At 40.1% G+C, this 25,922-nt stretch carries 26 protein-coding genes; 6 read left to right on the top strand and 20 right to left on the bottom strand.

Annotated features, from left to right (window positions below; all coding sequences use genetic code 11):
• Nucleotides 1-327: 327 nt before the first annotated feature.
• From AC4EHK_RS07365 to AC4EHK_RS07355, 3 genes are all read right to left on the bottom strand, one after another.
• The gene (locus tag AC4EHK_RS07365; protein WP_490978147.1) at nt 328-1,716 is read right to left on the bottom strand and encodes a M1 family metallopeptidase; all 1,389 of its coding nucleotides are present in this window, start codon (nt 1,714-1,716) and stop codon (nt 328-330) included.
• 221 nt (nt 1,717-1,937) lie between these two features.
• Nucleotides 1,938-2,525 carry a class I SAM-dependent methyltransferase gene (locus AC4EHK_RS07360; protein ID WP_490978146.1) on the bottom strand — a complete coding sequence of 196 codons (588 nt, stop codon included), beginning with the start codon at nt 2,523-2,525 and terminating at the stop codon, nt 1,938-1,940.
• A 36-nt stretch (nt 2,526-2,561) separates the two neighbouring features.
• Nucleotides 2,562-3,473 (bottom strand): NAD(P)/FAD-dependent oxidoreductase, encoded by a 912-nt coding sequence (locus AC4EHK_RS07355; RefSeq protein WP_490978145.1) that lies wholly within the window; start codon nt 3,471-3,473, stop codon nt 2,562-2,564.
• A 425-nt stretch (nt 3,474-3,898) separates the two neighbouring features.
• On the opposite strand from AC4EHK_RS07355, the gene AC4EHK_RS07350 reads away from it, so the two are divergent.
• Complete coding sequence (locus AC4EHK_RS07350; RefSeq protein ID WP_490978144.1) at nt 3,899-4,105, top strand: helix-turn-helix transcriptional regulator; 207 nt, start codon at nt 3,899-3,901, stop codon at nt 4,103-4,105.
• Entirely contained in the window at nt 4,102-4,794 is a 693-nt protein-coding gene (locus AC4EHK_RS07345) for a DUF3169 family protein (protein ID WP_490978143.1), read from the top strand. The genes AC4EHK_RS07350 and AC4EHK_RS07345 overlap by 4 nt, the downstream gene beginning before the upstream one ends.
• 69 nt (nt 4,795-4,863) lie before the next feature.
• Here AC4EHK_RS07345 and AC4EHK_RS07340 read toward each other — a convergent pair whose 3' ends face one another.
• The 8 genes from AC4EHK_RS07340 to AC4EHK_RS07305 form a co-directional block, all read right to left on the bottom strand.
• Nucleotides 4,864-5,079 carry a hypothetical protein gene (locus AC4EHK_RS07340; RefSeq protein ID WP_490978142.1) on the bottom strand — a complete coding sequence of 72 codons (216 nt, stop codon included), beginning with the start codon at nt 5,077-5,079 and terminating at the stop codon, nt 4,864-4,866.
• 209 nt (nt 5,080-5,288) lie between these two features.
• Nucleotides 5,289-6,224, bottom strand: coding sequence for a phosphotransferase enzyme family protein (locus AC4EHK_RS07335; protein WP_490978141.1), 936 nt, complete (start codon nt 6,222-6,224; stop codon nt 5,289-5,291).
• Nucleotides 6,225-6,380: 156 nt separating this feature from the next.
• Nucleotides 6,381-7,811, bottom strand: coding sequence for a cardiolipin synthase (gene cls, locus AC4EHK_RS07330; RefSeq protein WP_490978939.1), 1,431 nt, complete (start codon nt 7,809-7,811; stop codon nt 6,381-6,383).
• 227 nt (nt 7,812-8,038) lie between these two features.
• Complete coding sequence (locus AC4EHK_RS07325) at nt 8,039-8,293, bottom strand: hypothetical protein (protein WP_490978140.1); 255 nt, start codon at nt 8,291-8,293, stop codon at nt 8,039-8,041.
• A gap of 246 nt (nt 8,294-8,539) precedes the next feature.
• Entirely contained in the window at nt 8,540-9,022 is a 483-nt protein-coding gene (locus AC4EHK_RS07320; protein WP_490978139.1) for a nucleotidyltransferase family protein, read from the bottom strand.
• Nucleotides 9,023-9,056: 34 nt separating this feature from the next.
• Nucleotides 9,057-9,545: an NUDIX hydrolase gene (locus AC4EHK_RS07315; protein ID WP_490978138.1), complete on the bottom strand. Its 489-nt coding sequence runs from the start codon at nt 9,543-9,545 to the stop codon at nt 9,057-9,059.
• 90 nt (nt 9,546-9,635) lie between these two features.
• A complete protein-coding gene (locus AC4EHK_RS07310) occupies nt 9,636-9,980 on the bottom strand; it encodes an ASCH domain-containing protein (protein WP_490978137.1) in 345 nt (114 codons plus the stop codon).
• A gap of 73 nt (nt 9,981-10,053) precedes the next feature.
• Nucleotides 10,054-10,803, bottom strand: a complete 750-nt coding sequence (locus AC4EHK_RS07305) for a class I SAM-dependent methyltransferase (RefSeq protein WP_490978136.1) — start codon at nt 10,801-10,803, stop codon at nt 10,054-10,056.
• A gap of 183 nt (nt 10,804-10,986) precedes the next feature.
• On the opposite strand from AC4EHK_RS07305, the gene AC4EHK_RS07300 reads away from it, so the two are divergent.
• On the top strand, nt 10,987-12,201 hold the full coding sequence (locus AC4EHK_RS07300) for an RtcB family protein (protein ID WP_490978135.1): 1,215 nt from the start codon (nt 10,987-10,989) through the stop codon (nt 12,199-12,201).
• A 62-nt stretch (nt 12,202-12,263) separates the two neighbouring features.
• Here the strand turns inward: AC4EHK_RS07300 and AC4EHK_RS07295 are convergent, their stop codons facing one another.
• Together AC4EHK_RS07295 and AC4EHK_RS07290 are read right to left on the bottom strand one after the other, a co-directional pair.
• On the bottom strand, nt 12,264-12,731 hold the full coding sequence (locus AC4EHK_RS07295) for an NUDIX hydrolase (RefSeq protein WP_490978134.1): 468 nt from the start codon (nt 12,729-12,731) through the stop codon (nt 12,264-12,266).
• Nucleotides 12,732-12,803: 72 nt separating this feature from the next.
• A complete protein-coding gene (locus tag AC4EHK_RS07290; protein ID WP_490978133.1) occupies nt 12,804-13,517 on the bottom strand; it encodes a nucleotidyltransferase domain-containing protein in 714 nt (237 codons plus the stop codon).
• Between the two features lie 290 nt (nt 13,518-13,807).
• Here AC4EHK_RS07290 and AC4EHK_RS07285 point away from each other — a divergent pair, with 290 nt between their 5' ends.
• Nucleotides 13,808-14,125 (top strand): hypothetical protein, encoded by a 318-nt coding sequence (locus tag AC4EHK_RS07285; RefSeq protein WP_490978132.1) that lies wholly within the window; start codon nt 13,808-13,810, stop codon nt 14,123-14,125.
• A gap of 43 nt (nt 14,126-14,168) precedes the next feature.
• On the top strand, nt 14,169-16,148 hold the full coding sequence (locus AC4EHK_RS07280; protein WP_490978131.1) for an ABC transporter permease subunit: 1,980 nt from the start codon (nt 14,169-14,171) through the stop codon (nt 16,146-16,148).
• A gap of 294 nt (nt 16,149-16,442) precedes the next feature.
• Here the strand turns inward: AC4EHK_RS07280 and AC4EHK_RS07275 are convergent, their stop codons facing one another.
• From AC4EHK_RS07275 to AC4EHK_RS07245, 7 genes are all read right to left on the bottom strand, one after another.
• The gene (locus tag AC4EHK_RS07275; protein WP_490978130.1) at nt 16,443-16,853 is read right to left on the bottom strand and encodes a nucleoside 2-deoxyribosyltransferase; all 411 of its coding nucleotides are present in this window, start codon (nt 16,851-16,853) and stop codon (nt 16,443-16,445) included.
• A gap of 206 nt (nt 16,854-17,059) precedes the next feature.
• Nucleotides 17,060-17,839 carry a VLRF1 family aeRF1-type release factor gene (locus AC4EHK_RS07270; protein ID WP_490978129.1) on the bottom strand — a complete coding sequence of 260 codons (780 nt, stop codon included), beginning with the start codon at nt 17,837-17,839 and terminating at the stop codon, nt 17,060-17,062.
• Nucleotides 17,840-17,876: 37 nt separating this feature from the next.
• A complete protein-coding gene (locus AC4EHK_RS07265; protein ID WP_490978128.1) occupies nt 17,877-18,350 on the bottom strand; it encodes a hypothetical protein in 474 nt (157 codons plus the stop codon).
• Nucleotides 18,351-18,403: 53 nt separating this feature from the next.
• On the bottom strand, nt 18,404-19,573 hold the full coding sequence (locus tag AC4EHK_RS07260; RefSeq protein ID WP_490978127.1) for a hypothetical protein: 1,170 nt from the start codon (nt 19,571-19,573) through the stop codon (nt 18,404-18,406).
• A gap of 14 nt (nt 19,574-19,587) precedes the next feature.
• On the bottom strand, nt 19,588-20,427 hold the full coding sequence (locus tag AC4EHK_RS07255; protein WP_490978126.1) for a YitT family protein: 840 nt from the start codon (nt 20,425-20,427) through the stop codon (nt 19,588-19,590).
• Nucleotides 20,428-20,451: 24 nt separating this feature from the next.
• Nucleotides 20,452-21,579, bottom strand: a complete 1,128-nt coding sequence (locus AC4EHK_RS07250) for a M20/M25/M40 family metallo-hydrolase (RefSeq protein ID WP_490978125.1) — start codon at nt 21,577-21,579, stop codon at nt 20,452-20,454.
• A gap of 15 nt (nt 21,580-21,594) precedes the next feature.
• Nucleotides 21,595-22,512: a cation efflux transmembrane domain-containing protein gene (locus AC4EHK_RS07245; protein WP_490978124.1), complete on the bottom strand. Its 918-nt coding sequence runs from the start codon at nt 22,510-22,512 to the stop codon at nt 21,595-21,597.
• Between the two features lie 1,334 nt (nt 22,513-23,846).
• Between AC4EHK_RS07245 and AC4EHK_RS07240 the strand changes: the two genes are divergently transcribed.
• A complete protein-coding gene (locus AC4EHK_RS07240) occupies nt 23,847-25,904 on the top strand; it encodes a sensor domain-containing protein (RefSeq protein ID WP_490978123.1) in 2,058 nt (685 codons plus the stop codon).
• The last annotated feature ends 18 nt before the right edge of the window (nt 25,905-25,922 follow it).

Here is a 25,922-nt window from a genome sequence, read left to right as displayed (position 1 = left end):
TATGTATTTCCTGACCGACTGCATTTTTTTCGAATCGATAGCGAAACCTCCCAGACTTTATTTAAGTATGCATTTAAACCCATGTTAAACTGAATGGCCACTTAAATAATCCGCCTTGGGATGGCTTCGCACTAAGACTTAAGATGTATAAGAATTTATGTATTGGTTTAGCCCATGGCATGCGCAGAATAACCACTCCACTAATTGAGCAAGGCTACAAATCATTCGGCGTCGACCTGCATCCTGCCCTACAAGCTAAAAATGAAACAAGCAGGAGGTATACAAACAAAGAAGACACTCAAACTGAGTGCCTTCTTTTACGTTCTCCTATTCTAACCAGCTGTCCAAAAACTCGCTTTGGTCTCCTTCAAAATAGTCTTCGAAAAATGCTTTAAATGCTTCTGTATCCACTTGCTCGAACTGAAATTCTTCGTAGTAAGCCGAAAGGAATTCAAGTGCTGCTCCTTCTTCATCCAACAGGTCGAAATACTCCTTCAGCAGCATTGGCACCTTTCCGTAAATGGTGGAGTAGTATGACTCGTCTTCAAATCGGTCAAGCGGCAAATTAACATAGGTTTCCGGCAGATAGTAATCCTGGGCTGTGGAGGCACTCCAGAATCCGTACTCCTCATCATCATAATAGTCGCTGAGAAAAAGCGAACTGCTGAATTCCGTTATCCCTTCATCCAGCCACGCTTCATTGTACGGATCGTTCGTCACAATAAAATAAAACCATTGATGAGCAATTTCGTGCACCAGGACCGACTCTTGAGATGCTTCATCTGCAGCCACTTCAATAATATTTGGGTATTCCATATAGCCATCGTTGCCGATGATGTCCAGTTCGCCAAATGGGTTGTCGCCAATCTTTTCTTCAAAATAGACATAAGCATCCACAGCCAGTTCAGACGTTTCTTGCAGCATATTCGCTGAGCGCGGGGTAAATACACGCAAATTTGTATTGTTGGCTGATACCGTTTCAAATTCCCATTCGTCCGGATTCATAATGGCTAAATAAAAATCTTTAATGTTTTCCCCTGTAACAACCCCGTCCGCAGCCGCTTCAATAGAGCCATCTTCAGCTGAACTCGCGACCAAGTAATCCTTGGGCAAGTCATAGCTCACGGTAAAATCTCCGTAGTCGGTATCGTAAGACTCACCGGTTGGATCGTAATCTTTAATATCCCAGCCCTCTTGATAGTGGCCGAGCATTGGGTACCAATGCGCCAAGTAATAATTATCGTCTACTTGAGACAAGCGCATGCCATTTTGCGGCAGCACCATTGAGTACTCAATGGTTACATTCGCTTTTGACGCTGTTTTCAAATCTGCTGCCAGTTCAACCATCAACTCATTGTTATCCAAATTAAATTCAGCCACTTGACCATCGACACTTACAGAGGAAATATCAATTTCCAAATCTTCGTCTTCATAAAAAGGCGTTGCCTCTGAATTCATGGCGTTTGGCACCAAATAAAATCCGATTTCTGACCAAGCGTCCGAAGAATCGTTCGTTACATCAACTGAAGCTGCCACTTGAAATTCATCTGCCTCGTTCAACTCAATCCCAATATCATAAACTGCATTTGTGACATTTTGAATCCGCTCGGCTTCCTGCTGACCACATTCACCGCAAAAAACAGTGTTCTTCAAAATTAAGAAAACAATTGCACCTATAACAGCTGCCAGCACCCCCAACCACATGTTCCGTTTCATCTTGCATCTCCCGTTCCCTTACTTTTTTTAATACCTTTCGTCCATTACTCTTCAATTTTAGCATTTGTTTTTGGTGCTGGCTTGGAGTTTTTGACAACAAATAAAAGAGCAGATACAAACTCTGCTCTTTGCTCAATGATACAATTCTTTGATCTATTAGATACTTTAGAGACATTTGTTATCTCTAATACAACCGAAAAAATAAATATTTTACTTTATTGCTAGCATTTTTGTGCAATCAATACATAAATATTTTCGGTTGGAAAGAATTTTTCTATTAGGCGCATTCCTGCATCAGTTATTTCCTGTTCCATTCCAGCTCGTGAAATTCTCGGCGCTCTATGGCTTGAACTATTTTTTGGCTCCAATTCGGTGACGACTAAATGACCACCTGGTTTTAGTACATCTTTGATTTTCTTTATCGTTTTGGCCAATGGATAGATTTCATGCAGCACCAATGAAGCAACAACTATATCGATGGAATCAGCTGGTAATGGCAGTTCTCCGTCGCCTCCCATAATCGGAACAACATTGGAAAGATTTTCGCTGTTTGCTTTCTCGCGAATCATTTCCAGCATGCTCGGATCGATGTCGAGTGCATATACTGGACCAGCCACTCTTTTTGCTGCGGGTATGGCCAGATAACCCGTACCTGCACCAAAATCTAATAGATGATCAGTTGTTTTTAATGGAATCATATTCAGCAGTGCTTCCGGTGAGAACTCTGCTCTTCTTTTAGCACTTTCCAGGTAAGATACTTTGCCGTGCTGGTGAGCTGCACCGTGTGTTTTATCGTGTTCATTGAGCATGTGCATTTCTCCTCTTCTGCTTTTAAATAGTGGATTTCAGCTTGCCGTTATAAACGATTCTTCCAACAGTTCTCCGTTAACGCCAATTCCGGCCATACTGCCTTCTGCAGCGGCGATGATCAACTGTGACGGCCCGCCCATTAGGGTATCTCCACAGGCAAAAACGCCTTTGACAGTGGTGCGTTGAAAACGGTCGGCTTCAATTCCGCCCCGCTCGTTCAGCTCACAGCCTAGTAAAGAGGCAATAGAAGAAGGCTGCACCCACTGCGATCCAACAAATCCGCCCGTCCGTGAAAGAACTTCTCCATCTTCGAACTGAATTCCTTTCAGCGCTCCATTTTCTCCGATCAGTGTCTGAATGGTTTTCTCATTGAGTTCTATACCGTTCATACTTAAAGCTATTTTTTCTTCCTCAGATAGAATTTGCTTTCCGTTTGTGCAAAAAACCAGGTCGTTTGTCCAATTGGAAGCTACTTTAGCCATATGAAAAGCGCCAGGTATTTCTGCTATGACAGCCAGCGGACGATCTCTGAGCTCCCAGCCGTCACAGAAAGGACAGCTAAAGAGGCTGGTACCATAAAATTCTTCTATCCGGCTGATGTCCGGAAGAATTTCTTTAAACCCGGTTGCCAAAATTAGTTTTTTGGCTTTGAACAGATCGCCATTTTGGGCCTTGATGTGGAAAAGCTTTTGTTCCTTGCTGACATGCAACACCCGCTGCTTTTCAATTTTGATGTCCGGATAACGGGACAACTCCTCTTGCGCAATTCGTTTCAATTCCTGCGGATCAATGCCATCGCGTGTGATAAATCCATGTGCTTCCGAAGTCACGGCATTGCGTGGCTTGTTGTCATCAAATAAGACAATTTTCTTTCTTGCTCTCCCAAGGACCAGCGAGGCATTTAATCCTGCCGGTCCGCCGCCAATTATTGCACAGTCCATTATCATATCATCATCTTCCTTCTGTCAGTTTTAGATACAGTTTCTGCTGGTTCTTTTCCTCTGTTCCCTTAGCTTTCGACTTCCCTCCGATTCACAAGCCACGTTTTTGCCTTTATTGATCACCTATAAAAAAAGTACACCTGGCTTAATCTGACTTATCGACAATCCAGTCATTGACAAGCAGTTAAATTTTTTCGTACTTCCCAATCAGAGATATCAAAGACTCTCTTTATCTCTAATTAAGAAGAAGATATCACTTAATAAATAATCAGTCAAGCAATTGATTGGTCATTTATTTATTATTGCTGCAAGCCACTTGGAAATTTAAGCAATTCGATATGTTATTTCTAAACACAAACCCGTTATTCTGACTAATATACTTGTCATTTTGAAACATATGATTTACACTTGGTTTTATAAGAGGTGAGGACATGAAAACAAAATTAAAGGAGTTGCGTGCACGGTTAAACATTAACCAGACAGAATTGGCAAAGCGTGCAAAGATTTCCAGACAGACGGTGAGCTTGATTGAACGTGGAGAATTTATGCCTTCTTTACTTATTGCCACAAAAATTGCACGGGTCTTCAATGAGCCTGTAGAAGAAATTTTTCAGTTTGAAGAGGAGGAATTGGAATGAAAAAAATAGTTAAAATTAGCGGTCAACTTATTATCGGTGCCTTGATTGGATTTTTTGGAATGCTAGTTGCACTTCAGGAAGATTTCCGCTTAGATTTTTCAGCTTATGCACCTGCTATAAATTTTATTATTTTGGCGATGGGTGTTCTATTCTTCTTGTTCTCAATCTATCGGTATTTTAGTATTCAAAACCTCACCAAACAAAAATTGACTGGAGACGAGGAGGATGCAGCAGAAGGAAAAATGTACAGGCAATATAGCGATGCAAATCTTAGTTCCAATCTGGCTATGCTGTTGGGTTTGGCATCCTTAAGCTTGAGCAGCTTAACTAATCAGTCTCTTTGGTTGCTAATCCCCGGAATATTCCTCTTATTTTCCAGCTTTTTCATGTCTTTTGTTATTCAAAACTTAATCCCAAAAATGTATCCAAACCGTGAGCTTCCATCAGTCAGCGACAAAAATTATGCCAAAAAGTTGCTGGAGGTTTCAGACGATGGTGAAAGACATATTATGTTGGGCGGTCTCTACAAAACTTATCTGACAATGAATTCTTTGTTGATTGGAGCGGTTGTACTGCTTCTTTTTTACTCGATCGCGTCAGAATCATCCCAGCTATTCAGTATTTTCATCGTCATCAGCGTTCTCGTAATAACAAATACACAATATCAAATTAGTGTACGAAACAAGTAACCCTAAATATTGAAGACGAACGTAAAAACCCTGATTTCTTTTGATAGAAATCAGGGTTTTATGTATTGATTACGCCCCGCGAGGCGCTTTTGGCGGTTGGCAGACGTCGCATTTACGTTGATTTTTTGTGTTGAATTTCGTAAATGTTTTTTCAAAATTATTGCCGCATGCGCATTTAAACAGCAGCTTTTGAGAAAAACCGTGATATTCCGTCGACAATAAGGTACTGTCTGAGTTTTTCTCGACAAATGCTTTAATTTCTTTATAAGTCCATCGTTTGTTCATGTTGTTACACCTCCATATTTGATCGATAACCGGAGGCTTTTGGCATCCGTTCAGTTATAGGCAAAGATTTCAAAAGCCTTAAGTTTCTCATTATAGCACGTGTCGGCCTCCAGATAGAATAGTAAATGTCTTTTAGGCACAGTCTCTCTGCATATCTTAATTCACCATCATCTCCAAAAGTCCCCAATAGATTGATCAGCAAACTCTCCCTATTGCTCTGCGATACTGTATACATCAAGATTTTGCATTAATTCGAATAGGCCATTGAACAAATTGCGTTGCGCCGGATTGTCCCAGTCATCTGGTACATCTGCCATCTGCCACATCACCTCATCAAGAAACACATGCTCAACGGCTTTTTGCCAGTACTTTTCCTCTTCTGGCGTCAGTACAACAAACTCGTTGTAACCTGTTAAAAAAAGGTTCCATTGCTTACTGCTAAACGGCTGATCTGGAGCTGTGTCCAATTCATTATGAAACAGCAAGAGGACCAATGCCAAATCAAACACGCGAGGGATCCAGCATGCGTTGTCCGGATCCACTAAGTAAGGTTCAGGCGTATAAATTAAATTGTTCGCTTTGAAATCATGGGGGGTTGCGACATGAGGCAAGCTGCTGCTTTTTAATTCATCTTGACTGTGGACAGACTGCATCAGCTGCACTTCTAGTTCTATGCCTATTTTGATCTTCCAGATCTTTGCATGTTCTAAAATATGTGCAACACTTTCTTTCACTTCAGCTTCATTAAAATCAAACACATCATAAGAATCTAGTTTATATTCGTTTGTTAAAGAAGAGAGGGAATGGATCCTGCCAAGCATTCGGCCAGCTTCTTTAATCTCCCAATCCTTTCCTGTATATCCCGCTCCATCGATAAATGGATAAACGACATACGTATCTTCGTGTATGGACATTGGGTTTTCGACTGGTAAAGCCACAGGCACCACAATCCTTACACCACGCTCACTCAACCTGGTCATGTATTTCATTAAACGCTCAGCTTTTAACATGGGATGCTGTGTTTTCTTGATAATAAAGTCTCTTTTAGCATTTTTAATCCGGTAAACAGGCGAAAAAGGATATATGCTTTTAGGCTCTTCATTTACGCGAAATCCGAACTTTTCTATAACGGTTTTAGCATCCATTGGACTTCTCCTTCGCTGGGTTATCCATAATATGCTCTATCATTTTATTTATTGAGTATACTGCTAAAACATCTTTGTGACTATTAAAATAAGGAGAAATCCGCTATGGACTTCTCCTCTTTTAATAATCCTATTAAGCTGTGGATTCTAACGGTCCTACAGTATGGGTGAAACCAGCTTCGCAACATCCTGCTTCGCTTTTTCTACCCATGATTGCTCCTGAAACGTTTGCTCGGTCAATTGAACGGATAGCTTTTTGTCCTGGAAAAAGAGTGTCGCCATTTCTGATGCGGAATCTGAATCGTAAACAAATGCATTCAATTCAAAATTCAAGGCGAAGCTGCGGATGTCCATATTCGCTGATCCGACCGAATATGCTTTTTCGTCCACAACCAAAGTTTTTGCATGCAAAAATCCATTTTTGTAGCAGTATACTTTTACGCCATCTTCCAACAATTCACGAACAAATGACAATGTAGCTGAATGAACAAAAATATGGTCTGCCAAATGCGGGATCATAATTTGAACGTCAACGCCGCCAAGTGAAGCTGTTCGCAAAGCATCCATGATGGACTTATCTGGAATAAAATAAGGTGTTTGAAGGTAAATAGAGTTACGTGCATGGTGAATCATTTTCAAATAGCCATTCTTAATATCTTCATGAATGACTAACGGACCGCTCGCAACAATTTGAATCGCCGCTCCTTCGTGACTCTCGGCCTTTGGAAAATATTTTTCTGCATATTTTATTGGATCTTTTTCGGTTGCTTGATTCCAGTCAATGAAAAAACGGTTTTGAAGAGAATGCACGGTCTCTCCTTCTATCCGAAGATGCGTGTCGCGCCAATAACCGAATTCATGTTTCTTGCCTAGATATTCGTCTCCCACATTAAATCCGCCAACATACCCAATCAATCCATCCACAACCACCAATTTCCGGTGATTCCGATGATTCAGCCGTGGGTTTATGCGGGAAAACAATGCCGGCAAAAAGGCAGCTGTTTTTCCGCCAGCGGCTTCGAACTCTTCAAAAAATCGTTTTGGCAGGCTGCTGGATCCCAAATCGTCATACAGAAACAGCACTTTTACACCTTGCCGCGCTTTGTCGGTCAACAGCGATACCAGCCGACGTCCAAGATCATCATCGTTCAAAATAAAATACTGCAGATGGACATGGTTTGTGGCCTTGCTTATGTCTTCAAACAAAGCCTCAAATTTCCTAGTGCCATCGTTAAAAATCTTTATGTCAGTGGCTGTCGACAAAGGTGCATCCGTTCTCGCCACGTTCATTTGAATCACATCCAGCCATTCAGCTACAAGCTCAGAAGAGGGCTGGAAGATTCTGCTTTTCAGTTGAATTAGCTGCTGGTCCATTACATTTCGAAAATCTTTATTTTCGTAGGCAACCGGCCGATTCAACCGATCCTGCCTTAACGATTTTCCGAATAACAAATAGAGAATAAAGCCAACAATCGGCACAAAAAACAAGATCAAAATCCAAGCCCATGCAGAAGAGGCCGTTTTCCGCTCAAAAAATAAAATAAAAAACGCCAATACTACATTTAACATAATAAAAATATTGCTCAATGTACTTAACCAGTCGAATAAAATTGTAATTCCTCCTTGAGCTCTGCTTTTATCTAAGTTGACGTTATAGAAGCTTCCTCTATTTCCCATCATGGATTTACAAGGCTTGAGATTCACAGCACTTCCCTTGTATAAGCTACATCTTTTAGTTTGTTTTGTAAAAGGATAAAACTAGCAGCACAAACCAGTTCGGGTTTATGCTGCTAGTTTTATTTTGGAGTTCTCCATTATGCTGGGGAATTCCTCAGTTTAAAGTAGTAAAAAACCTGGATGGGCGGCAACATGAGCAAAGGCAAGAGGTAATAATCCATCTCCACAAAAATCAGCGCCATAAAAACTGGAAAGAATACAATGTAACTAAACAATATGACCCGATGCGAATTTTTCACAACGCCATATGCAAATAACAAGAGTGCAGGGACAATAAAGAGAAACGGCAAGTAGCCGGTAAACAATGTGCTGGACGAATTTAATATGTTCATGCGCCTTGCCCCTTCAAGTTAATTGGACAAACTTTCAATAAATCCACCAATGCATTCTTTAAACTGAACTCTCCTTTGCGTCGCCACCTTACTTTTTACCTATACAATTTTTACTACCCTTTCTCCATTTAGAAGAAACCAAATCTTCCTGCCTTTATTTTAAGCCTCAAAAACGATAGTCAGTTTGGGCCAAGTTGATGTCCATCCTTTGTTTTCCATGCGCTCGCGGTAGATTTCCAAACGGTTTTAGTTCACCCTAAAGTAAGGGGTAGGCTTTACTTCCAGACGGACCAGGTCTTTAATCCCAAGAGGTGCAGCCAACGCCAATTGTTTTTGCCGGTCTAATTTTACTGCAACTGCTGTGGCCGTTTCTGGAAATTTTGCTATGGCATCGACTGATGAAATGTAAGGGGATGTTTGATTTCGCAAATGCATTCTTGCCTGATTTTTCACTGACCAAGGAATACCTGGAGCCAAATTTTGTAGGTTTTCCTCTATTCTTTTCTCCTCTTCTTCAGCCATATTGTGCTTATCATAATAAATGACATCGATATCCGGAAGTTTTGTTCTATCCGAAAAGCCATGAAGTGTGTCCCAAACCTTTGACCGGACAAACCCTGCACATATCCACCAATCAGGCAGATCCAATGTTTCTACCGCCATCAGCAATTCCATCATCCACTCATCTTGCTGAATAAGGACGATAATATCATTTTCGCTCTTTAGCATGGTCTGCTCACTCCTACTGTTTAAATTATTTTTACTATGTACGAATAGCTTCAGATAAAATTTCCTGATAAAGTTTATTCCAATTGTGGTGAAGTTGCTCTACTTTATCGAGAGACACCAGCATTCTCCGGACAGATTCACACCCGGCTTTAAAGTCGTGAATTTTTTCAATCTCCATTTTATAAAATGCCTGGTATCCGATCACAGGATATTTTCCAGCTTTTTCCCAAAGTGGATTTTCAGTATGGTCAACCTCAACAAACCCTAAAAGCCGACTGCTGCCTGAGACGTATCCTTCTTCCATCGCTTCTCTATGCACGCTTTCTTCAGGCGTTTCATTTTCTTCAATATGACCTCCTGGAAAATCCCATCCCCGGTGCACTAAATCAACTAAAAGCAGTTGGTTTTCATAGAAACAAAAACCATGCACACTGGTCAGCAGTCCTTTATCCGGCAACTGATCATTTGCATGCCACGTCAGCTTTACTTTTGCTTCTCCCCATTTCACATAAACTGCGTCCATTTTTCGTACCTCCTGTACCAGGTAAGCTTGCTGTTAAGTTCTGTTTTCAAAACTTTAAAAAAAAATTGAAACAAACAACTAAGTAAACGATTACCTAACCAATTGGAACCGAATCGCTAATGCTCCCCATTCCTTTTCCTGCTGCTTCGAATAAATAGCATATGTCTCTTCCATCATCGCTGCCATTGTCCATCCCGCACACCCTAAATCCGCAAAAGAAATGTCTTCAAAGATAGATTGAAAGTTTGGGTATGCCGTAACTTTTGTAACCTTCACTTGAATCTCCTCATTTTTTTCAGGAAGTTCACTAAATTCAATCACATCTCCAATATTTATCTTTTTTCTCTTTTCGTCATTCAACCGAATTTCGATTTGTTTCCTGCCCGTCTTTATTTCTTTGAAGTATTCACTATACAAACCCATTGTATGCTTCATAAGATCCTCCTAAAGGCATTGCTTCGAACGGTTTAATCCTAATTACTTACCAGGTTTAATCGCTTTTTTCAGCTCACTTAACAGCTTTAATTAAAAACCGCTTCGAGTTTGTGCAAATTCCTTTTACCGTTTGGTTGTTTTCGATAAATGCTTTCCAACTTTTCAAGTCTTTATCTTCCTGACCGAAATGAGGAATAATGGGAGTATGCTGCAGCAAAAATAATAGATCTTCCGGTCTTTCATAATATTCCAAAATGTTATAATCATAGGTTTGCACTTTTGAGAATCCAGCATTTTTTAACTCTTGCCGGTATTTTTCTTTTAACGTTCCATCTGCATCAGTGAACGATTGGCCGCGTCCGAATGCGTTTTTGATATTTTGTTTGTCGCCTTCGCTTACTTGCTGGGTCAAAAACATTCCGCCTTTTTTCAATACCCTGGCCACTTCAAGAGAACCAAATGGAGCGTGGCGGCTTGTCACAATATGAAAAGAGTCTGCTGGAAATTGTAACTCTTCAGAAGACATGTGCTGGAAATGCACATTTTTTTGCCCAGATCTCTCCAAATTTTCAATGGCTGAACCAATCATGCCAATCGATAAATCAATTCCGACTGCCTGCTTCACAAACGAGGCAATCTTCAAGAGGTTTTCACCTCCACCCGTACCTATATCCAACAGAGAATCCGTTCTATTCGAAGCTTTAATTACTTCTTCATTAAATTCCCAATCCGCTCGATCAGCCAGGACTCGTACTTGACTAAATTCCCAGCCATTTACTTTTCCCATTGCTTCATAAAATTTCTGATAGTCAAAGTCTTTCATCACTTTTCCACCTTTGGAATAAAGTCGATTCTTTCATTTTTATGCTCTCTTGAAATACTGCTTTCAGTATATTCAATGAAACACAAAATGTATATCCAATTTTTTACACAAGCGAGATAAAAGCTGATATTATGGAATTATCTTGTATGGGCATTTTCCACCAGGAGACATGAGGAGGTTAGAATGTTGAAAATAATTAACGGCAAGTACAGCGATGCGAAGGTGTTTACAACGAATATTGATGACGCGACCGCATTGCAAATTGAGACTTTTTTAAATGAAGAATTGACAGCGGGAGCTCAAGTTCGCATTATGCCCGATTGCCACGCAGGCATAGGAGCAGTCATCGGCACCACCATGAAAGTAAAAGATCGCGTTGTGCCAAATTTAGTCGGCGTGGATATCGGCTGCGGCATGTTGTGCGTAGAAGTCCAAAAACAAGACGTTGATTTTGCAAAACTTGATCTTGCCGTTCAGTCACTGGTTCCTTCTGGCCAATCGATTCGGACCGTACCGCACGACTTTATAAAAAACATAGAACTGGATCGTGTATTAGCCAATTTCTCAAAAGACGCAGCTATTCATTCTCTCGGAACACTTGGTGGAGGCAACCATTTTATCGAAATGAATGAAGCAGAAGATGGCCGTTTGTTTTTGGTTATTCATAGCGGAAGCCGTCATCTGGGTGTAAAAGTGGCGAATCATCACCAAAAGAAAGCCATTGAAAGCTTAAGCAACGACAAAGAAGGACTCAATGAATTGATCGAACAGTTAAAGACAGAAGGCCGCCACAAAGAAATTAACGGCGCCATTAAATCCTATAAATCGGTATTGCCGATCATTCCAAATGATTTGGCTTACTTAACAGGTCCACTCATGGAGGATTATTTTAATGACTTGAAAATTGCTCAGGAATACGCAAAATGGAACCGTGCAGCCATGGTGCAAGTTCTATTAGACGCAATGCAATTTACCGAACTGGGAAGAATCGACACCGTGCACAACTACATTGATCTGGAGCATATGATTTTACGAAAAGGCGCCATTTCCGCGAGAAAAGATGAAATGGTCCTGATTCCGATAAATATGCGCGATGGCTCGCTCCTCGCCAAAGGCAAAGGGAACGATGACTGGAACCAGTCCGGACCGCATGGAGCAGGCCGCATCCTTTCGCGGACAAAAGCAAAAAAACAGCTTCAATTAAATGATTTTACCGACACCATGAAGAACGTCTACACAACGAGTGTCAATCAGGACACGATTGACGAATCTCCGTTTGCCTATAAAACAATGCAGGAGATTATTGATAATACGAAAGACACCATTGAAATAAAATCCATCTTAAAACCCCTGTACAATTTCAAAGCGGCGGAATTTCAAGGTTGGAGAAAAAAATGAGAAAAGAGCAGCAAGCAGCTGCTCTTTTTTAGTCTAAGCTCTATAATAAAATTGCTTTTCTATCATTCGATAATTGGAAGTTTTCGCTTTGATAGCAAATCTTCGATGAACTTTTTATGGTCTGAAAAAATAGCTTGGGGCAATTCATCCAGACTGTAGAATTTATTATTTAAGGATTCCTCATTCTGTTCAATTAGCTCGCCATTGTACTCCTTGCAGGTAAATATAACTTGCATCTGGGCAACTTGATCTCCGTTCCCAAAGGTTTTGTCATAATCCGGACCCGAGTAGATACCAAACAGTTCAAGCTTCTTAAGCCGCAATCCAGTTTCTTCAAAAACCTCTCGTTCAGCTGTTTCTTGAATGGTTTCTTCCAGCTCCATAAAACCGCCTGGAATCCCCCATTCACCCGTATCCGAGCGCTGCTGCAGCAGTACCTGATCTTTTGAATTGAATACAAAAGCTCCAGATATGACCATGATTACTTTTTCGTGGCCCACCATGGCTCTCAAGTGCTTGATGTAATCCATACGTAGTACCTCCTGATGGCTGAACGAGTCACTCTTTCTCAATGAATTTGCTGAAACTATCATTATATAAATTTACTTTCCTGAAGAAAACCCTTGGAACAGTCTTCCTCCGAACGGCTCCAGTGACTCATCCACCAATTTTATAATTTTGCTTTTATCATCCATTTTATAAAAAGCATCAAACGCATCAAAAAAACGACCAGCAAACTCCTCGTCGTATTGCACTAAGGAACGCATTAACCATTTTGCAGTGCCAATCCACTCGTGATTTGTCCGCAATACAAATTCACTGGTTGTTTCTGCTAAGGTACCTGCTATAAAAATTGATTCTGCTCGATCGTTGCAACCGACAAAGTCTTCTAATGTATCTGTAATAAAATAGCGTTTGAAGTTGATTGTTTCGTTTGTCCATACTTTCGGCCCTCTCGCCAGCAACTCTTTCGCTTCATCTTTTATAGGAACAACGAGGTCTTTGCCTTTTATAACAATGCCCTCGGCCATCATGTTAGGCAGTGATGGCCTAGCTCTTTCGCAATCCGTCAAAAAGTAAGATTTGTAAGAACTTAAGTTATGTACAAATACTTCAACTGGCCAGCCAAAATCGATGAATGATTCTCTGTATGAAGCTGAGTACTTTTGATCGAATATGACAATGTCAAGATCTGATGTTTCTGTGTTTTCTCCACGGACTACACTCCCTGCAAGCAAGGCTCCCTGACAATCCGGAAAATATTTTTGAACAAACATTTTTGCTGCATCGATAGCCGGTAGTTTCTTGGTTTGCATTACTCCACATCCTTCCTACCAATTTCTATTCATTCTTTGATTTGGTTTCAATAAGATTTGTAAGCCTTAACTTAAAACCACTTAGCTGCGCAATTCCGGATTTTAAAATAAGTTTATCATTAAAAACCACTAACCTACTGAAAAATACAGTCACGGAAAGAGGATGGTATAGCAAATAACAATTTTAACCATACAATTTCGTTTCTAGTCGAAACCATTCACTGGCACTAACGTATAAATGATAGAAGATAATTAACATTTTATTCAAAAAATATAAAATGGAGGTACTTATGAAAAAGATATTGATTATTTTTCTAACTATTTTACTCTTGGCAATAGGAAACTGGGGAGTGGCATACGCTCTTCAAATGACTTTTCTGGACATTTCGATTCCGTTCGCGGGACTGGCACTAGCTGTGGTTTATTTCTTTAAATCCAAAGGCGGCATGGCCAGCCGGCAGTTGGACATGTCAATTCAGGGTCATACTGGCATTCGGATGGAACAACAAAGTCAGGTTTCTGAAAGATCTTATATTTTTATCGGTTCAGTACTTTATTTACTATTTGTATTTGGGTTCACCTTATTTACTTACTGGGAATATTTTTAACTTCCCCATGAACTCTCTGCCAAAGTGATAAAAGGAGGAAAATATGCGGAAAATAGTGGAGATTTTCATAAAGTTTCTTTCAGGAGTTATTGGAATCGTTTTGGTCAGTGCTGCGCCTGCCCTATTTGGAGGCTCCGTATTTTTTGACTTCCGCTCTTATCTAGCTGCTCTGAAAAATGTTTCAACATCCTTTTTAACTCCTAGTCAGTGGACCTTAAACTATACCGAACCCATGACGTTCGAAATCATTTCTATCTCTTTCGCAGATTTTTTAAGCGGACCTTATTTGTATTCTATGCCAATACTTTTTTTGGCTCTAGGCTTAGCAGGTATAGTTGCCTTTTTGTTGGCTTTGCTCGCACTGGTTGCTAATGGCACTGTAAAACGTCTCTTTTTGCAAGTGGCAAAGTTTCTTCAGTCGTTTCCAGATTTCGCCTTTGTCTTTCTTGTTCAGCTCGTTGTGTTAGCTATCTTTGACTGGACCGGCATCTTGCTTTTAAGTTTTTATAGTTTGGGAGATGAGCAGATCTATCTTGCTCCGATTCTTTGTTTAGCTATCTTGCCAACTCTGCTTTTCTTCAAACTCTTTATTTTGCTTTTCGAAGAAGAGCTGGAATGTCCATATGTTGAATTGGCGCGCTCCAAAGGGTTGGGCCGGTTTGAAGTCTTGTGGAAGCACTGCACCCCCAATGTCTTAAGAAGTACTTTTTATCAATCCAAGTCCATCGTTTGGTTAACACTTTCTTCCTTGCTGATTGTCGAGTACTTATTTGGAATCAACGGAATCCTTTACCACTTGCAGTCTGATTTCAGTCCGAAAGGCATCGCTTTTATTTTACTAACTATTTTTATTCCTTTCTTTCTTTTGTATACCGTAATTGAACTGAGCCTGGGAAAAAAAGAAATCAAACGAAATGCCGTAATGCAGAAGTTCAACTTGAAATTGTTCGATGCGCAAGAAAGTCATGCAAGGTTTACGCAACTTTCAAGAAAACGGCTTAGAAAAGCAGGGTTTTTCTCTCGTATAAAACGACTGCCCCAGTTGCTCATTCCCATGTGTGTTGTCTTAGGGCTTTTAATAATCAGCGTGTTGTATGCTTTGATCACTGGAGATCAGGTAGACCAAGTCCATTACATTTACGACAAGGAAGGGGGAATCGAAAGCAGCTCTCCCCATCCGCCTTCTGCCGAGATAGTTTTAGGGACAGACCCATATGGCTACTCGATTGCTCAACAGTTGTTAGTCGGCATCAAATACACCATCGCCCTTAGTGTGCTGGTTGCCACATTACGGGTCGGCCTGGGTTATGTGCTCGGAATTTTTCATACTTTCGTTCTCTCTACAAAAGTACGAAACATTGCCAATTCTATCGCAGATGGCATGCACTTCTTGCCTTTAACATTACTAGCCCTTGTCTTGCTCATGCCTGTCCTCGTTTCAACTGGAGAATGGAACAGCACTTTGACGGAACGTCTAATTTATCAGGTGCTAATCATGTCGATCATTGTACTTCCTATCACATCCAGTGCAATTGGGAATGAGATGAGTGAAGCTTTGAAAAAAGACTATGTTGCGGGCTCGGTGTTAATGGGTGCATCGTTAAGCTGGATTTTGACAAAACACATCCAGCCACAGCTTTGGCCAAAACTATTATTGATGTGGGTACAGCATATCGTTCAGGTATTGCAAATGTTTGTGCATTTGGGAATCTTGTCTGTATTTGTCGGTGGTGCACTTTATCAGTCTGACTCTCCACGCCTGGTACTTGAAATCTATGAGCTGTCCGGAATGATCGCCATATCCCGTGAAGTTTTTGTCACCAACCAATATTGGATGATTTTACCGCCGTTTGCTATATTCATGCTCTTAAGTTACAGTTTCACCACTATTGCTGAGCACCTCGCTTATAAAAAAGCGATTCCGAGAACGGGTGCACGTGCCTCCATTCAACAAAAAAAGGACACATCACTTGATTCTTTTGCGAGAATCCGTAAATCCCAATTGAACGAGGAAGCAAACTAAAGGTAACTCCTCCCAATACTTTTATAAAAACAGCAAGACGAAAGAATGGTTAGAAGACACAAAGAATAAACCTCACTTATTGCAATTCATTGCAGTTAGATATGTTCATTGAATACGTGAATGGCATCTCAAAGTACAACATGAATAACGAATTAAATATTTTAATTTAATTTTTTCTCAAGTGATTGAATACGCATAAAGCTACGGGTGAACCTTGTACCGAAATCGAGCAAAAAATGCTCTTCTATACTTCAGAAATAATTCAGTCTGAAATCTGATTCATTTGTATTCGTTTTAGCAATTGAATTCACATTGAATATTATTCACTAATTCATCCAATGAGCCATGACATTCTTTTACTTCTGGTAAATGGTAAAAAGTGCTGGTTTCTGCTGGATTGTTAATCGATCCGTCTTGCGAATATAGAAAAATCTTTTTTCCTCGTCCTAACGCAATGCCCATTTCGATGTGGGTTCCTTTTCCTCCTGGCAACAATATAACCACGAAATCTGATTCCATTACGGCATCTTTTTCATGCTGGCCAATTCTCGTCAAGTCCTTTAATGTAAACGATGGTTGTTCTCCTGGAGCTGTATTTTGTGTCCAATCGTATGTATGAAGAAATCCTTTAGCTGTTAATTGCTCTGTAACATAAATAACGGCATTCGAGTTTGTAAGGCCCGATGCCACGTAAAATTTTTTCATATTGTTCTACAATCCTTCCTGACTTTTATTACTATGCTTTTTCTTTATTCCCTTTTACAAGATCTTATTTCAATGTCTCCTCACTTTATCATATCTCTTCGTTAGAAAAGCCATAAATGTGCTGGCTTATACTTTGAGTAAGAACAAAATCTATGCAATGGGAGGCCGCCGACCATTACATAGATTTTTTGCGGTACTTTTAAGTTTTAGTATTCGAAAGTCGCATTCAGCACTTCTTCTTCTGAAGCCCCTCCCATGTTTTTATTGATCGTACGGCTTACATCCACTTCAATTTCGTCCAAAAGCAAGTTCGCCGTTCTTTGGTGTCCAATTATTACCAATTGGTCCCATCCGTATTCTTTATATAAACTTGAAAGTTCGTTTGAAACCTCTCGATAAAATCTCCGGATTTGTTTTTCTTTTCTACTATCGTATTGGTCTGTTTGGCTGCTCGAGGATGCATTGGCCCGCGCACTTCTTCCTTGGAATTTTCTCCAATTGTCTGTATCCAGATCCAGTTCGAATACGAAAACATCTTCAACTTCACCCAATCTGGTGTTGTATACGGTAATAATGTCCATTTGTGAGACAATGATCCCGGTTTTCGGGAAATTTTTATCCAGGGTTTCTAATTGTTCAATCTTTGGTGCATCGCTGTAAACAAATTCATTTTCCACATCCAATTGCAAGAAATGCATCTCGAAAAACCCATTTCCTCCTTCAGCGTAGATGACAATACTTCGCAAAAGCCGATGCCCCACATTTTCTAAGCTGCTCTCAACTTTTTCTCTCAATTCACTAAATGCACTGATTTTTTGTTGGTTCCCTTCTTCCTCAATTTTCTTCTCCAGCTGTTTTAATCCGTTCTTTAAATGTAGCTTCCATTGATCCCGCTCACTGGGCTTGGTACTCAACAAAATAGATAATACACCGGCTTGCGGATTTTCTATTTTTTTTAGGTGATCGATTTCCGTGTATAAGCCCACCCTAACTCCTCCTTTTTCATTTCGTGATTGTCATGCCTTACATGTCTTCATCAGTTCTCGCGACTTTCCCACCTGCTTCTTCGACCAAACCATTCAAGACGGATTCTTCGTATTCTTTTCCAATTGCAATGATGCCTGTTGTTCCCAGTTCGATATTGCCAATGGTGTTTTTAAATAACTCCTCCGTTTCTTTTAATCGTTTCACTTCTTTGCTGGCGCCGATCATCCCACCCGTCAATGTACCGAACAGCAAGCCAAAAGGGCCGCCTAAAATTCCGACAGCCATACCGATTAAAGCACCTTTTGTCGCTTTATTTGTTCCCGAAAAATCTGCAGCGTCTTTAAACGCAAATGATCCATTTTCCGCTCTTTCTATGACAACTACTTGCTGCAAATCTATTACTCCTTCAAGATTGTAGTTTTTCAGTTGGCTGAATAATTGATAGGCTCTTAAATGGTCGTCAAATGAGATGGTGATAATGTGATATGGCTGGCTTTTGTTTTTAGACATTGCAATCTCCTCCTTTTTTCGCTTTAACCTTTCACGTTTGTCAGATTATATTCTTAGTAAATAAACGCCGCTAAAATACCTGTAATAAAAACTGAGGTAATTGTCACCGTTGAAAAACCGGCAACGACCATTTTCGGCAATATCTCCTCTTCTATAATTTGGACTTCTTCTTCTGTTTCCCCAATATTTTTCGCAGCTTCTTGGCTTAAAATTAATGTTCCAGGAAATCCATAAAGAGAGGTTAACCCAATTGCGATGGCCATCGGATACGTATAACCCAGCAATTTTCCTGCAATCATCGCAAAGATTATAATACCGAGAACCCCCAAGACAAAAGCAATTAACAGGGGCACAAGCAGCTCCACAAGATCGCTAAATGACGTGGTGGCAAGTGGCCCAAAAATAATCAATAAGATGGCGAGCATCATCAAGCCGTACGCATCAATACCATTTAACACGTTTGGCTTAAGCACTCCCGTTGCCCGCAACGCAATCCCCAACAGCAAGGCAATAACGAACGTATTCAACCAGCCATTTGTTAAGCCGCTTAGGAAAATGGCAATGATGACGACAACGCCTACAACGAAAAGCGTTCCTGCAGTTGTTTGGAACGCTTCCGGCAAGATGGTTTGTTTTTCCTCTGATTTAGCTTCCTCTACGTCTTCTTTACGTGTAATGCTGCCATCCCGAACGCCGTCACGAATCCGCATGGCTTCTTTTCTCAAAATAATCGATGTTAGCGGAAAGCCAATCAGACCTTGCAGCGCAGCGATCAAGACTGGAAATACGGCGACGGAAATCAGTCCCGCATTCAATGCCTGTTCCTGAACAATGATGACCGAAATCGTTCCGCCGCTAATCGCAGCAATTGCACTGAGAACATAATTCGTGTCGAGCAGTAGTCTTCCGATCGTAAACAACAGGGCGCAAATTCCTAGAACTGCCGAAACACCAATTAAGAACGTGCGCCATTGCCGTTTGAATTCCTCCAAGCTGATTAATGTGCCCAAGTGCACGATGATCATCCCAACGATGGTTTGACCCAATGGCAACAAGGCAGAAGACTGCAATAAGTCTTCTGGAAATACATTTGTCTTAAATCCAATCAAGAAAATGATGGATGCGACAAACAATGACGACAATAATGCTTTGGTCTTTTTCGAGACATAATCACTGATCGTCCAAACAAGCATGATGATGGTAAATGCAATAATGGGTTGCATGCCTATTCCTCCCTTTATACGACCGGTTGGTAGTTGAACCCGAATCCATGAACATCGGCAATGTTGTAAACAATGATAAATGACTCTGCATCAATTTGATGGATTGCACGGACAACTTCTGCATACTCAGAGCGTTTCATCACCACCATCAGCATTTTTTTGGACTCAGCTGAAGTTGTTCCTTCAATCGCAAAAACGGTCATGCTGCGATCCAGAGTGGTTGACAACAAATAATTTCGAATCTCGTTCACCTGATTTTCACTAGTAACAAAGATGGCTTTTTTCCGCTCTAAACCAATCTCGATATACCCCATGACAAAAGTCGTAATAACTATGGAAGCAACCGCAAATAAAAACTCTTCCACACCAAAAACAAAAATATTAAAGACGACAACCGTTGCATCTGTCAAAAAATAGCCAACAGATGTGTTTAATTTAAAGTATTTATGGAAAATGAGCGGCGGAATAGTTGTTCCGCCACTTGATGCGCCTATCCAGTACAGAGAAGCGACGCCAAACGCAAAAATGACGCTGCCGAACGCAACGGAAAAAAAACGGTCCGTAACAACCATTGTTTCTGGAATGATCCCTAATGCAAGAGGAAGTACTAAACTGCCCAACACAGATTTTAAAAAGATTTCCTTTCCTAAAAAAATGAACGCAAGCAGCAGCATGAGCAGATTCAGCACAAGAACCACAATCGAACGATCAATATTTAAAACTTCTTCAAGCAAAATACCGATTCCAGTTACGCCTCCTGCTGCTACGTGGTGCGGACCTAAAAACAAGTTGATGCCAGCAGCCAGGACAAAAATCGCAAAGATGATGAGAAGACTTTCTCTGATAAGCTTCATCGGCTGGATACCTCCTTGGCTGGATCAGACGGTTTTAGGAAAAGAGGGCATCCGTTCGACTAACTGAAGTGCAAATTCAACTGCATGATCGAACTCATCAATCGGGATATACTCTTCAACCGTGTGAATGTTCTCATATCCTATAGAAACGTTGATGACGTTCTTGCCTTTTTCGTTAAATACGTTAGCGTCTGTTCCACCTCCACTGCGTTCAAATCGGACGGGCCGCTCCAATGCCTCTAAACAATTTTGAGCATGAATAAGCAAGGGATGCGTTTCGTCGAAATGGTAGCCTATTATTAGGTGCTTCGCTTCAAATTCCAGCTCTGCCCCGTACTGCTCTACTTCTTTTTCAAATGCCTGCCGCATGGATTCCACCTGATCCAGACACTTTTGATTATCAAATGACCGAACTTCTGCGACCATTTCAAGCCGGTCCATAACAATGTTCATTGCTGTTCCACCGTTAATCTGGCCAATGTTGGCGGTCGTTTCGTGATCAATGCGGCCCAGTTTCATTTGAGCAATTGCACGTGCCGCAACTTCAATTGCAGATATTCCTTTTTCAGGCTCCAGTCCAGCATGGGCTGCACGGCCCAATACGCGAATGTCCAGTCGGTACATAGTCGGGCTGGTCGTAATGATTCCGCCAACCGGTCCACCGTTATCAAGAACATAGCCGTACGTCGCTTGCAGTTTCGTCATATCCAATGCTTTTGCGCCCAGCAAGCCAACTTCCTCTCCTGGGGTCAGGACAAATTCAAGCGGGCCATGTTGAATTCCCCGTTCTTTCAGCCGCTGAATCATCTCAAGCATAATGGCAACACCCGCTTTGTCATCCGCTGCTAAAATGGTCGTCTGATCAGACTCAATACGCCCATTTTGTTCAAGCGGTTTGATGCCCTTTCCTGGCGATACCGTATCAATATGGGAAGAGAAAAAAAGTGGTTCTATAGAAGAGTCTCCTTCTAAACGGGCAATGACATTGTTCGCGCCTAATCCTGTTTCCGTGATCGTGTCATCTTCCCAAATTTGCAATCCGAGTGCTTCGAACCGCTGAATCAGTTCTCTTTGAAAGCTTCCTTCCGCAAATGATTCCGAATCGATTTGTACAAGCTCCATAAATTTGTCAGCCAACCGTTGTTTCGACATACTTATCCCTCCTGTTTATTCTGCCCACTTGCGATTTGCTGTAAAAGCAATCGTCAGCCATTTGTTTTGCGGCAGCCAAGAAAGTGCCTCGTCAATCTCCTCTCGAATTTCATCTTGCGCCAAGATGGAATCGAATTGGTATTGTTTAGGAACGATTATATCGATTTCTATGAATACAATGCTTCCGGTTTTTGAAATGCGCAAATACGTGTCTATTACACCGTAGTTGCCAACTATTGACGCTACACTTTCCTGTATGCGAAGCATCAAGTTTTCACTGGTTGACATGTTCAGCATTTCGCGCATTGCAATAACCATCTCAGTAACCGGGTAACGAATCAAAAAAAGGACAATTCCTATCAGCATGACTGGATCTACATACCGGGCAACAGCATCCATCGAAAACAAAGTTGCAATTCCTGCAATTCCGTAGCCTAAAAATGCGCCAATCCCCATAACGACAGTCAATCTCCATTGCTCCACTTCAGCAGTTGCCAAAACTGAACGTGCCTTGCGATTTACCTTTTTGAGATGCTTGTAAACTGCGATTGAAATTAATGCACTGAGGCCAAGGTAAGCAATCACCCAGCCGAGCTCGATCGAATTCCCTCCTTTTCTAACTTCATCAATAGCATTGACGAAAGCATAAATTAATAATAAAAAGACAACGAAATATTGGAAGAAAACAAGAATTGGTTCGAGTGATTCCTTGCCAAATGGAAATTGTACTTCATCTTTGACTACTATAAAGCGTCCCCCGCGTAAGGAGAGAACGCTCAGCACGACACTGAGAAGTGCATAAAAACCATCAAACAGGACAAAAGAAGAGGACAGTAAGAATCCTGCTGAAATACCCAAGACAGACAAAAAAAGAGAACAGAAAATAGATACTTGAAGGAGACGATCTTCAATGACAGGATTTTTGGTCGCCATGACAAATTCACCACCCATAATGGGAAAGTTCTCTATTTGTTATTGAAAGTATGTAAAAGTGAAAATATGCACACTCATTATTGAATGATATAAAAAGATAGAATATTATGAATACTCACTTATATTAAGTCACTTCCTCTTTTTTTTCAAGAATTTGGTTCTCATTTATTAAAATTTCATTCTTAGTTTGGAAAACCTCAGTAACAAAGTCCATGCTGCTGCGATATAAAAGAGAATTCTTATTTGTATTCACCAACAAAGAAGCCAGTCCTTATCAAACCGCCCCTTCCTCGTATATTTATCTATTTTCCCCATTGGTTCTCCACCGTTTTTATATTTATTCGATAAGAATATAACCTTTCTTTAGCCATACGACATAACCCATAGTTGATCAACTTGTTAATTTAAAGTACTGCGCTAACAAAAAAATAAGAACCAACTATAAAGATGAAGCTTCCAAATGTCTCTGGAATTTTTATTGGTCACTAAGCCAAAAACGCTCCCCTTGATTACGACTATGCAACACTCTTCGTTCTAAAGGCAGAGATATCCATTAATATTGAGTTAACGCTTGAAGTAGTTACAATCATCATGAAATTCGGCATATTCCATATCTTTCTAAACAATGTGGAGTCTATCTAGACAGCTTAAGCAGAATTTTAAAATACATATAATGGAATTTAATAAAAATAATTACATATAAATGGAATTTAATAGTAAAAAAGTTCTAAAAAATATATTTTTAAGTAAATAATTAGGTTTATTTATTTTTCTTTTGATTTTAGGCTCTTTTTACTATTAATTACTATAGTATGAAGGTACAGCAAACTTTTTGGTTACTTTTTACTAATTATGTTATTAACTTTCATGTTCAAAATAACAAAAAATTATTTAAAACAAAAAGGGGGGAATTAAAACATGTTCATCTTCGAAAGCATCTCTGCTCTCTTAAGACTTGGAATGAATGAAATAAAATTTGCAGATAAAATCATTGAGTAAACCTGTACAAATTAAGAGAGAGTTCGGATATCGAATGAGTATGATCTTGCTTTAGTTTTTCCTGGAAAGGAATGTTTGTGGGTGGATTTTTCATATCCTGTTCTTCTTACATCTTTAGAGTGATGAATAGTTTAGTGAAAATCTTTTATGTACTAAATGCACTTTCTCGAAAAAGTGATAAAGAAATCAACGATGTCGAAGAAAAAGGAAATTTTCGTTGTAGAACTTACTCGCATTTTGCAATAGCTCTTTAATGAACGTTTTCTAAGTATTTTTAAAATTTTTAGTGAAAAAACGCAAAAGGATTTATCGCTTTTAAGCTTGGGGGGGAAATATTGAATTATACAGAGATGGAAAGTAAAGAATCGATGGATACCGGAGATGAATTTCTGATAGCCATTGATGCTGATGGAATCATACTTCATATAAATGAAGCCTGGCTTAGTTTTTGCGTTTTACAAAAAGAAAAAGAGTCATCATGGCAAGTAGGTACAAATCTGTTCCATCATTTGAGAGAATATGGAAAAGAAAGTGAGATTGAGCTGCTGCTGCAAGTCTTGACTGATCAAACAAAAGAACAGAAAATCATGCATCCCCTCAAGGTCAAAAGCGGAAAAATTCAGTGGCTTCAGGGGAAAGTGAGAAGATTGATCCCTGCCCCAAACCGTCCGGTAGGGGCATTGCTATCTTTTAAGTTGGTGAGCTTAGAATCTTCTCAGCTGATTACTGCTGAACTGGTATTAGAAAGCATGACCGAAGGGTTTATTTTATTGGACAGCAATCTGCAAATAATTTATGTGAATAAAATTGCAGAAAAACTTCTTCATAAAAGCCGTGAGAATGTCATGCTTGGCAAACGCAAAAATTGGTTTTCAGAAGCATCCAATACAAGCTTTTACCAAAGTTGTAAGAAAGCCTTAAAAACTCAAGTTGTACAGGAATTCATTGATTATTTTGAGCCATTGGATAAATGGTTTCAAGTCAAAATTTGTCCCTTGAAAAATGGCAGCTTAAGCATGTACTTTCATGATGTCAGCGATCAAAAGATAAAAGAAGTCCAGATAGCAGAATCCACTTATTATGATTATGTAACCGGGCTTCCTAATCGGAGGTCTCTCTTGCTGACAGCAGAATCATTGATGAAAAAATCGAAAAAGTTTTCAATTTTTCATGTCTCCATCGAAAAGTCCAATTATATCCATGCTTTTGACCATTTTGATACAGGGGAAATACTCATCAAGACGTATGCAGAAAAACTAAAAGTATTTTCAAATGAGACTTGCCATGTTGTCAGAATAGAAGGCAATGAGTTTGTTATATTGCGTGAATCTCACTCAAAAGACAATTTAGAAGATATGGCAAAACAGATAGAAAAGTCCTTTTGCCAACCAATCAGGTTAAGCACTTCCCAAAAAATGAATGTCACTATAAATATTGGGATTGCCTGTTTTCCATTTGATGCCTCAACCATCAAAGATTTATTTTCGTGCGCCAAAGTTGCTCTGTACGAAACCAAAAAGAGTCACGGTACATCCTATTCTTTTTTCCGGCCCTGGATGAAAGCATCATACAATCGGAAACTAATTATCGAACGGGATTTATCCAACGATTTAAATACATTAGGGTTTTATTACACCTTGCAGCCACAGATAAATGAGCTTTCTGGAAAAATAGTTGGAGCTGAGGTTTTATCCCGATGGAACCATCCCGAAATTGGAGAAATTTCGCCTATAGAGTTTATACAAATTGCAGAAGATTCCGGGCAAATCGACAGACTGACACTACATTTACTTAAAGAAGTGTTCATTCAAATCAAGGACTGGCAGAAAAGGTTTACCTGGGACCAGCGTATTGCTATTAATATGACTTCTTCCCTTCTTAATAATCCGGTATTTTTTGATCGCTTCTTTGAACTATTAAGCTTGCAGGGAATACCATCCAGTCTTCTTGAAATCGAAATTACCGAACAAGTCGAATTAGTCTATTCACAGCAAACACTGGAGACTCTTCTTCTTTGCAAATCTAAAGGCATTTCCATTTCGGTTGACGATTTTGGCACTGGATTTTCGATGATTTCTTATTTGACCCACTTTCCAATTAACAAAATAAAAATAGACCGGTCTTTCATACAAAAAATTGGACAAGACCGCAAATCAGAAGCTGTATTGAAATCCTTAATATATTTGGCAACCAGCATCGAGAGTGACCTTGTTGCAGAAGGCGTAGAACGGTTAGAGGAAGTTGACTTTTTACTAGAAAACGGTTGTGAAGTCTTCCAAGGCTATCTGTATGACAAGCCAATGACCCCGTCTGATTTTGAAGCCAAGTATTTTCAAGCGGAAGTCAATTTTTCACTAGGCACAAAAACGGTTAAAAGTTCGCCAGATAATTGAATGCCTAAGCCGTGGCAA

This window comes from Planococcus sp. TJ-307, from assembly GCF_058268435.1.
Note: the sequence above shows the minus strand (reverse complement) of the source record. Positions and strands in the feature narration are given on the sequence as shown.